Origin of the sequence: Microcystis sp. M109S1 (assembly GCF_020247025.1) — a bacterium.
In the GTDB taxonomy this organism is placed as follows: domain Bacteria; phylum Cyanobacteriota; class Cyanobacteriia; order Cyanobacteriales; family Microcystaceae; genus Microcystis.
In genome coordinates this window covers 1-9,810 of record NZ_JADBRW010000341.1, presented here as the reverse complement: position 1 = coordinate 9,810, position 9,810 = coordinate 1, and the positions used below count along the sequence as shown (strand labels likewise).

8 protein-coding genes and 1 pseudogene are annotated in these 9,810 nt (G+C 41.4%); 6 read left to right on the top strand and 3 right to left on the bottom strand.

Annotated elements, in window-relative coordinates:
- Positions 1–119, bottom strand: a pseudogene (locus tag IM322_RS17210) (RNA-guided endonuclease TnpB family protein); the annotation flags it as partial.
- A gap of 241 nt (positions 120–360) precedes the next feature.
- Here IM322_RS17210 and IM322_RS17205 point away from each other — a divergent pair.
- The 6 genes from IM322_RS17205 (at position 361) to IM322_RS17180 (ending at position 5,154) form a co-directional block, all read left to right on the top strand.
- Entirely contained in the window at positions 361–738 is a 378-nt protein-coding gene (locus tag IM322_RS17205) for a phosphomannose isomerase type II C-terminal cupin domain (protein WP_287674074.1), read from the top strand.
- A gap of 48 nt (positions 739–786) precedes the next feature.
- Positions 787–1,338: a bifunctional adenosylcobinamide kinase/adenosylcobinamide-phosphate guanylyltransferase gene (gene cobU, locus IM322_RS17200; RefSeq protein ID WP_286826882.1), complete on the top strand. Its 552-nt coding sequence runs from the start codon at positions 787–789 to the stop codon at positions 1,336–1,338.
- 5 nt (positions 1,339–1,343) lie between these two features.
- A complete protein-coding gene (locus tag IM322_RS17195) occupies positions 1,344–2,138 on the top strand; it encodes a class I SAM-dependent methyltransferase (RefSeq protein WP_287674071.1) in 795 nt (264 codons plus the stop codon).
- 9 nt (positions 2,139–2,147) lie between these two features.
- Entirely contained in the window at positions 2,148–2,738 is a 591-nt protein-coding gene (gene leuD, locus IM322_RS17190) for a 3-isopropylmalate dehydratase small subunit (RefSeq protein ID WP_002792549.1), read from the top strand.
- 100 nt (positions 2,739–2,838) lie between these two features.
- Positions 2,839–3,015 carry a hypothetical protein gene (locus IM322_RS17185; RefSeq protein ID WP_199273191.1) on the top strand — a complete coding sequence of 59 codons (177 nt, stop codon included), beginning with the start codon at positions 2,839–2,841 and terminating at the stop codon, positions 3,013–3,015.
- 72 nt (positions 3,016–3,087) lie between these two features.
- A complete protein-coding gene (locus tag IM322_RS17180; protein ID WP_287674065.1) occupies positions 3,088–5,154 on the top strand; it encodes an AAA family ATPase in 2,067 nt (688 codons plus the stop codon).
- A 3-nt stretch (positions 5,155–5,157) separates the two neighbouring features.
- Here the strand turns inward: IM322_RS17180 and IM322_RS17175 are convergent, their stop codons facing one another.
- Both IM322_RS17175 and IM322_RS17170 read right to left on the bottom strand, forming a co-directional pair.
- Positions 5,158–7,395 carry an FUSC family protein gene (locus IM322_RS17175; protein WP_287674061.1) on the bottom strand — a complete coding sequence of 746 codons (2,238 nt, stop codon included), beginning with the start codon at positions 7,393–7,395 and terminating at the stop codon, positions 5,158–5,160.
- Between the two features lie 215 nt (positions 7,396–7,610).
- Entirely contained in the window at positions 7,611–9,056 is a 1,446-nt protein-coding gene (locus tag IM322_RS17170; RefSeq protein WP_287674058.1) for an Ig-like domain-containing domain, read from the bottom strand.
- Positions 9,057–9,810: the final 754 nt, after the last annotated feature.

Genomic DNA, 9,810 nt, shown 5'->3' with positions numbered 1-9,810 from the left:
TTTGTATCCATCCATAACCTTACACATTTGTTACGGATGAATTGAGCAGTACGAATAGCATCGTCTATGGCTTGATACTGTTGAGTTTTAGCTTTAACTTTAAACTCTAAGACAAACATTTTACGCAGGGGGTACTTAGAAAACATCAGTATAGCACAATAAAAGTTAAGTTAACAAGCTATAGTTTAAAAAGCCGTCCTAAAAGGACGGGGCTTTAACCCAAAATTTCGGTAAAAGTCCTGTCTGTTCACTGATTACTGTTCACTGATTACTGTTTACTGCTCACTGATAACTGATTACTGATTACTGATCACTGATGATTGTCCACTAGAATGTTAATCAAGTTTGGAGACCACCGCCATGGATGACTTAATTAATGCTCCCTCCCCTTTTCCCCAAGACCTAGAAATGACGCGGACTCCCCCCTGGGGGACGGTGACGGTATTGGAGGAAGGTCCCCGGTATCGCATCAATCGCATTGTCATTAAACCCGGCCATCACATGAGTACCCAAATGCACTACCATCGCAGTGAACACTGGATTGTCGTCTCCGGTACAGCGCGGGTAATCTGTGATGAAAAAGAAACTCTCCTCAAACAAAAAGAATCTACCTATGTTCCCATGAATACCCGTCATCGGGTGGAAAACCCCGGTTCTATTCCTCTGGTGATGATCGAGGTGCAAAATGGCGAATATTTAGGCGATGATGATATTCACCGTTTTGATGATCGAGAATAGGACAGTTTTCTCCTGTACATACTTTAGTTATTTGCCAAAATCTCGATCGTGGATGAAAAAATTATCCTGGTGACAGGGGCTGCCCGTTCTGGGAAAAGTGAATGGGCCGAATATTTAGCCAAAATCAGTCAAAAACCCGTTATTTATATCGCCACCTCCTCGGTGGATGAAAAAGATCAAGAATGGTGCGATCGCATTGAAAGACACCGGCAGCGACGTTCCCCCCAATGGCAAACCCAAGAAATTCCCCGACAATTAAGCGAAACTATTGATAATAGCCCATTTTCTCACTGTTTATTGATCGATTCCCTCGGTACTTGGGTAGCCAATTGTTTAGAAATGTCGGCAGCCGAATGGTTAGAAATCAGCGATCGATTCTTGTATTCCCTCAAAAATGCGGCGGTTGATGTTATTCTGGTAGCGGAAGAAACTGGTTGGGGTGTGGTTCCCCCTTATCCCCTCGGTCGTCTGTTTCGCGATCGTTTAGGCGATCTCTGTCGTAGAATTGGCACAATAGCAGACGCAGTTTATCTAGTTACCGGCGGCCATGCTCTTAATTTAAGTCAATTGGGTCAATCTTTGTCGATAATTGGGCAGTAGAGAAGATGAGCAACGATTATCAGCGTCAAGTGATTGATTTTTATGCCCGTCGTCACGATTACGATAACGATTTTACGGAAGCTCGCGCCCTTAAATTAGTAAATTATCTCTATTTACAAAAAAACCAATCTGTGCTAGACGTGGCAACGGGAACGGGATTTATTGCGGTCGCAATTGCTCCAAAAGTAAAAAGTGTCATCGGGATCGATTTCACACCAGCAATGATTGCCAGAGCCGAAAAAAAGCTAGAAGAATTAAATATCGAGAATATTGACCTAATTAACGCCGATATAGCTGCCATTGACTTTGCCGAGTCTAGTTTCGATCTGATCACCTGTTCTCTGGCAATCGCACTTTTCCCCGATATCCCGCAAGTGCTGGCAAAATGGTATCAATGGTTAAAAAAAGGCGGTTCGGTCGCTTTTTCCTGTAATAATTTAGAATCCCACTTCCTACCCTTGATCAGTGGTGTTTGTCGCGAAACCTATGGTTTTGAGTTGCCTAATCTGCATACTCCCATCGCCACCCCAGAAAAATGCCATCAATTGCTGGAAAATGCGGGATTTACCAATATATCGGTCAATGTCGAGCAACTAGGTCGATATTTGCCCCTAGAAACCGCCAAAAACTTCTGGTATGGGCAGTATTTTCATCCTCAGGATAACCCTCTTGATCGCCTATCGGCTGCCGAAATTGCGACTCTAGTGAACAATTATCGCCGAGAAATCGAGAAAAATGCCACCGATCGGGGAGTATGGCAAGATGCAACCACTTTTTTTGTCACTGCTAGTAAAAGTTAGAAAAAGATCATGAGTCAAGTTAAAACCATCTCTGGACGAGCTTTACCCTTGCGAGGCAACGATATTGACACCGATCGCATTATTCCGGCTCGTTTTTTGCGTTGTATCACCTTTGAAGGTTTAGGAGAACAAGTGTTCGCCGATGATCGAGCCGCTTTACAGGGGAGTCATCCTTTCGATCTACCCCAGTACCAAGGAGCGAAAATTCTGGTAGTCAATGGTAATTTCGGTTGTGGATCTTCTCGGGAACACGCACCGCAAGCAATTTTACGTTGGGGAATTCAAGCAATTATCGGGGAAAGTTTCGCCGAAATATTTTTTGGCAATTGTATCGCTAATGGGGTTCCCTGTGTCACTGCTGAGGCAAAAACCATCACCCATTTACAGGATTTAATTACAGCTAATCCCGAAATTCCCGTCGATCTTTCCTTGACAACTATGACGGTGGAATGGGGGGATTTTGTCGCTACCGTGTCTATGAATGAAGGTTCCCGACAGATGTTAATAGAAGGAGGTTGGGATACCTGCGGACAGCTGTTACAAAATCTCGATCTGATTCAATCTACCGCGCAAAAGTTACCCTATTTAAGTTTCGTTTAGAGAAACAATCTAGGGTGAGGGTGCGTTAGTAATAGATTAACGTACCCTGGCAGGGATTTTGGTTGAATGCAGCGGCTGTAAATATTAAAAAATCTGTCCTATGACTAATCCTGATCATAATCTCCAAAATATCCAAGAACCGATTTTAAACGCTCCCGAAGATGTGCGAAAAATCATCGATCGAGTTTTAAAATTGGAAAGAGATAAGTTATACCAGCGCAATCCTCGCAATATCAATGATGATGTTTTAACGATTATTAAAGAAGTAATTCAATAATCAGTTATCAGTTATCGGTTCACTGTTTACTGTTCACTGAAAAAACTTCCCCATCATCCCCTGTCTCTAAATATGAAACTACTATCAATAAAGTTATGTAATTTTCGACAATTTTATGGTAAGACTCCTGAGATACATTTAGCAGCAAGTTCTCGCAATACAACGGTAATTTATGGCAATAATGGGGCAGGAAAAACAACCATTTTAAATGCTTGTACTTGGGTGCTTTATGAAAAATTTACGGCAGCTTTTTCCGAACCAGAGTTATTAGTTAATAAACGGGCAATTACAGAAGTCAGCACGGGAACCTCCATAGAATGTTCAGCAGAAGTGAACTTTGAACATGAAAATAAACGCTATCAGGTAAAACGAAAATTTTTCGCCTACCAAGATGTAAATAGTAAAATTCAATACGGTCAAAATAGTTTATATATGCTCTACGCTGGTGATGATGGCAATTGGTACGCACCCCATCAACCCCCGGAGGATATTATTAATCAAATTTTACCCGAAAGTTTACACCGTTATTTCTTTTTTGATGGGGAATATATCGATCATCAATTTCGCAGTAGTAGCCAAGGTAAAATCGCAGAAGATACAAAGGAATTATTGGGAGTTAAAGTATTAGATCGAGCGATCGAGCATTTAAAAAAAGCTAGAAAATCTTTACAAGATGAACTTAAAGATTTAGGTGAATCGGATTTAAAAAAGTTATTAAAACAGGAAATTAAAATTGAGCAAGATTTAGAAAAGTTAACCCAGCGTCAGCAGGATATTATTACCCAGTTATCCCAGCAGGAAGAATTAAAAAAAGCCTTGACTAATCGCTTATTAGAGTTAAGTGGTGCCGAGGAATTAAAACAGTTAAAAGAAAAATTAGAACAACAGGAAAGAAATCTGCGGCAAGATTTAGTCAGAACTAAGGATAAGTTAAAGAAATTAATTTCCCAGCAAGCTTATCAAGTCTTTTTAAAAGAAATTAATCAAAATTTTCAGCAATTAATCGATCGCCTACGAGAACAAGGGGAATTACCCAGTGGTATCAAACAGCAATTTGTCCAACAATTATTAGAGCGGAAAAAATGTATTTGTGGCCAGGAATTACAGGAGAATAGTCAAGCTTATTTACAGGTACAAGACTGGATGAATAAAGCAGGAATGGCCGATGTGGAAGAAGCGGCCATTCGCTTATCTTCCACAGTCAAAGAAATAGATAAAAGGGTCTTAGATTTTTGGCAAGAAGTGGATAATTATCAAGCTAATATTCACCAGTGGCGCTTAGAATTATCTTTGGTAGAATCAGAATTAGATGAAGTTCGGGATAAATTTCGCCATTATCCCGATGAAGATATTAAAAATCTGCAATCTCGCTTAGATGCGATCGAGGATTCCCTAAAAGATTTACGCTTGGAACAGGGCAGCAATAAAAATCAACTAGATATCTATGAAAAAGAGTTAGAATCCCTGCAAAAACAAGTACAAAAACAGCAACAAAAAGAGGCTAAATCTAATTTAGGACAACGACGTATTTTAGCGACTCAAGAGGCAATTAATCGCATTAGTGAGGTAAGACGGAGATTAGAAAATCAGTTTCGTTTGTCCTTAGAAAAACGGGTACAGGAAATCTTTAACTCAATTTCTTTTACTCCCTATATTCCCCGTATTAGTCCCGATTACGAGGTAAGATTATTAGAAAATACCACAGGATTCGCCATTCCCGTGGCAGCTTCCACCGGAGAAAATCAGATTCTCAGTTTATCTTTTATCGGGGGAATTATCGATCGAGTGCGAGAAGGTCGTCAGAAAAATACTTTGATGGGAATTGATAGCAGCACTTTTCCTCTGGTGATGGATTCCCCTTTTGGTAGTCTCGATCATATCTATCGTCGGCAAGTTGCGATCGCTATTCCTAAATTAGCCAATCAGTTAATTGTTTTGGTGACAAAAACTCAATGGAGAGGAGAAGTAGAAACCGAGATTTCTCCCTATATTGGTAAAGAATATGTGTTAGTTTATAATTCTCCGAAAGCGGATTGTCAAGAGGATTTAATTAATCTTCATGGTGTTGATTATTCTCTGGTGAAACGCAGTCCTAATAATTTTGAATATACGGAAATTATCGAAGTTAATCGATTCTAAATTTTAACTTCTAATAAAACGATCGATTGCTGTGTTCATTACCCCAACACGACTGGATAATTCCACAAGTTCCGTGGTGACAATATTATAATCCCCTAAATATTTCTGGAGATTAGTTCCCTCTTGTTGATGAGCAATTTCTACCAACCTTTCCTCTCGCAATTCTTGCAAATGATCGAGGATTTCTTCTAAAGCATCTTCGAGGGGAGGTAAGGGAAGAGGAGGATTATTTGTTTGCAAAGCTTGGGTTAATTGCGTCAAAGCTTGGGTTATTTGTTGCGTGAACAGACTCAGATTAGGATGGGGAGGACTACCGCGATATTGTTCCAATTCCGTCAATAAAACTGTCACCCCGCGACCAAAACGGGGAATATAATTACTTAAAGTGATTGCTGGTTCCATTTGTGCAAAGGGTGTGCTAGGATCATCAATTAATCTTTGTAGGGCCGTTTGCATAGTTGTATTTGCTCGTCGAGCTTTATCGCGATAGGAAGATAAACTTGCAGTTTGATAGGATGATTCTCCTAAATAAACTGCCATAACTGACTGAAAATATATTTGATTAGCTTCTAATGCTTTAATGGCAGCGAGGGAAAAAAGTTCATCTTCATTAAACCGTAAAAAACCGAAGGAAAGTGCAAAAGCTAAAGCACTACCGATTAAAGTGTAAACTATTCTGATATACTCTAAATTAATCCCGTCATTGCTGACATCGAGACGACTGATGATTAAAGCAAAAATTGTGATAAAAAATACGGCTAAACTATAGTGAAATCGCACCAAAGCTAAAGCGATCGCTATAGAAATCACCCCAATAATTTCTAACCAGATCGGATTATCTATAATTGGCAACAATGCCAAAACAAAAAACGAGCCTAAAATCGTACCAAACACCCGATAAAAAAAGCGTTGAAAAGTCAAGCTAAAATCTGGTTTTAACACAATAACTAAGGTTAAACCAATCCAAAAACTATGGGTAATTCCTAGCTTATTGTAAATCAATACTCCTAGCGCACTTCCCAAACCCAAGCGTAAACCGTGACGAAATAGGGGCGATTCTAGATTAAAATTAGATTTTAATGGTTGCCACCAAGCTTTTTCTTGACCGTACTCTTTTTCTATCCCTTCAAAGTTCCGCTGCCAAGTATTTTTTTTATCTGAAAAGTCCTCGCTTTGCCGCAAATGTTGCGCTGTTTCACTGGCTATTTTTAGCTGTTTAGATAATTTTTTTAAACGATTATTTAATTGCGAAATTGCCACATAACTGCTATAATCATCCTGGGCATTTTCTAAAACTTTAGCTTGCAGGTTTTTTTGTTGCTCGATCGCCTTGAGTAATAGATGCAAGCGCTCACAATCCGGTTGTTTATTTTTACCCAAAATTAACCCGGCAATATCTTCGCTAATTTCCGCCACTTGCACGAGAATATCTTCTAATAAAATACCCACCGTGGTCAGTTGTGGCAAGGGATAAAGATGAAGCAATTCTCGCAGTGCAATTAAGCTGGTGTTAATGCGATCGCTATCTTCAATCAAGACGATTAACAATTCCCGCAGCTCACTCTTTCCCCAACGTCCCCGACGCGTCAAGGTGACAGTTTTCCTCGAACGTAGCAACAGTTGCCGGATTTTGTTAAAATATGGCTCCTCATTAGCATTAGAACGAGAGTGTAAGGGCAAAGAGCGGAGATAAGTGGCGATACCCTGAAAATTTTCCGCCGTTACCTGACGTAAAGGCTGATTAGGGCGAAAAGGCCAGATAAACAGGGCTAAAAAAATTGTCCATCCCCCTCCCAACACAGCGATTCCGGCCCGTTGTAAAGCGACGACAATATCTCCCGATGGCAAAGAAACAGCAAAAAGCAGCAATAAACTGATTACTAACCCAGCTAAAGCCCCATTTTCCCCGTAAACCGTCAAATAACCCGCTAGAAACAACCCGCAAAAAACTATCACTACGGTCAATCCTAGCCAAGCACTGGCTAATGTGCCGATAATCAAAGCTAGAGCCATCCCAATGGTCGTAGCGACTAGGGTTTTCGCTCTCAGGCAGTAAAGTCCCCCTACATCGGCTAAAATCAAGGTTTGAGCCGCTAAACCGACCATTAAACCCAATTCTGACTGATCTAAAATATCACCGATAATAATCGGTACCGCGAGCGCCAATAAAGTCCGAATCCCCCGCTCGATCTCGATATCGCCACTAGGACGCAATAAAAAACCAAATCGCTGAAGTAGCATATAGCAGTTATCTTAATGGTGAGGTACACAGTTTTCGTTTTCGGGAGTCAGTATTCTCCGAGTCACCTGATTAGGTAACGATTTCTCCCCTGACTCCTGACTTGAAAGAGGGTGTAGGGTGTGGGGTGTGGGGTGTAGGGAAGGAAACCTCTTTCATCTGTGGGGGTGAAAATTTTTTCATCGGGACTGACTCCTAACTCCTCAATTCTGCTCTATTAGGGCAGCCAACGGGGTTTAAAACCGGCGTTGAGTTCTTGAGGTAAAATTTTCGGGATGCTATTGGGACTGAATTGATCGGGGAGTGGTAATAACCAGAGACGACCATCGGCAATGCTTGACCCCTCCCCGGTGACTAAATCATTTCTGACTCCAAAGGGTGTGGTTGCTAACTGATCAAATAATAAGGCCACGCCATCAGGAGACATACTCATCTGCACGTCACGATAATTAGGTAAGGCCAGCAGGGGCATCATTTTACCCGTTTTTAGCTCAATAATCCCTAAAAATGGTTCTTCTTTCACTTTGCCATCGCTGCCCATGACCAGATCGCTTTTCAGACAGTAAAGGGTTTTTTCTTGTCGCGGTTCAAATTCACAGCTAATAATCGGATTAGCTGTTCTTAATAGTAGTCTTGACTCTCCCTGATCGTTGAGCAAAAATAGCGATCGCTGATTATCCGGTTCTGATTTCACCATTAATTTTTGGCGACCATCCCGGGAAAAAGCGAGGATTTTCTCGTAGGTAGGCAAAAATTGCGGTTTTCCCGCTTGGACATCCAAAGGAATCACCGCTACCCCTCCCGTTTGACTGACAACCGCTTTTTTACCGTCGGGAGATAGTAAAAAATTATCCGCTTGCATTCCTAACGGTCGCGATTGTCCATCATCGCTGATTACCCATAAACTGGCATCCCCCGGATTCCCATGATTAATTCTCTGCACGATTAGGGTTTTGCCGTTATCTGAGAGATTAAAGCGAAGATTTTGATATGTTTTTGCGTCTAAAAACCTTTCTATACGACCACTGGGCAAATTTTGACCATTTTCGGCATGATTTAACCCCGTGGTAATTGTGTAAAGTTGCTGTTTCTGGGTATCTCGTCCTAAGTCAGAGCGATCGAAGGCCGAGAATAAAATTCTCTCCCCCGTCGGATAGATTTGAAAATCCGTGACCACCAAATCCGCAGGGGTAAGGATGGTTTTTTTCAGTTCTGTGACGTTATTTGCCCCCTGAATGATATTACAGACGATTAAACGGCCTCTTTCCTCTTGGTTGACTCCAATATAGGCAAAAGCTCGATCGTGGGTGTAAAATTCCCCGATAAAGTCCTCACCTTGGGCAATGGGTAACTTTACTTGATATTTTTTGCCGTAGATGGGCAATTCCGTCAAGGTATAGGTCAAGCGATCGCCAGACCAGCTAATTTTACCCGGCAAGGGAGGATCGATCACCAGTCCGGTTTCTATGTCGGAACGGTCAATCGGTCGATTAAAACTTAAAGTAAAATAATTGTCCCTAACGCCGATTTTTCGCCCTTGCCAGCTAAAATTCTCCCCTCGGGTAGGAACTTGATTTCCCTGGATCAAAATCGACGATATCGCCGCAATTAAAGCCAAAATAGTCCCTAACACTAAGCGATCAAACCAAGCTAATCTTTTCATACAGTTATTTTAGCAATCAGCTTTCAGCTTTCAGGATTTATTTTTACATCAATTAGCCAGTTTTCTAGTTATGGTGGTAGGCAAAAGCGGAGACTAACTGCGATCGCCGACCCATGTCGCGATCGCCAATTGTCTTGTTCTTGATCTTAAACAGCCTTTGACTTACGGGAGAATATTCACAGATTGACATTCAGCTAGGTATTAAAAACTTAATTCTTGGTCAACCATCAGGAGAAAGTCAAAAATCTTTGAAGCGTTGGTTAAATAATCGAGTAGCGACCGTCTAACAAATCACTGCACCCGACCTGCTGCTATATTTTAACAACTTCCAAGTTTACTGGCGGCGAGTGAGTTCAGCCGTTATCTAGCTGAAGGCTGACGGCTATTATCAGCTTTAGTAATGATTCTCATCGGTTTTTTCAATCGAATAAATAAAAACGCCCCCAAAAAGGAAGCGTTTTTTAACTTATCATGAGGACTTAGCAAAATGTGTGCAGAGTTAGAATGCGGATGTTGGATGGGGATCCAGCATCTGTTTATTTTTAACCACCGATCGCCAGTCCAGTCAAGGCCATGGGGATAGCATCACCGGAAGCTAAATCGAGGGGGAAGTTTTGACATCCTCACCGCCGTAAACGGACGGTGATTCCCAAACCTCACGATTTAGGTTTCTGCTTCTTTCCCTTGCGGGGTTTCGCACCGGCCTTAACAGATTTACTCTGTTCTGGTCTTATGGTCGCTCTACAGACTGACA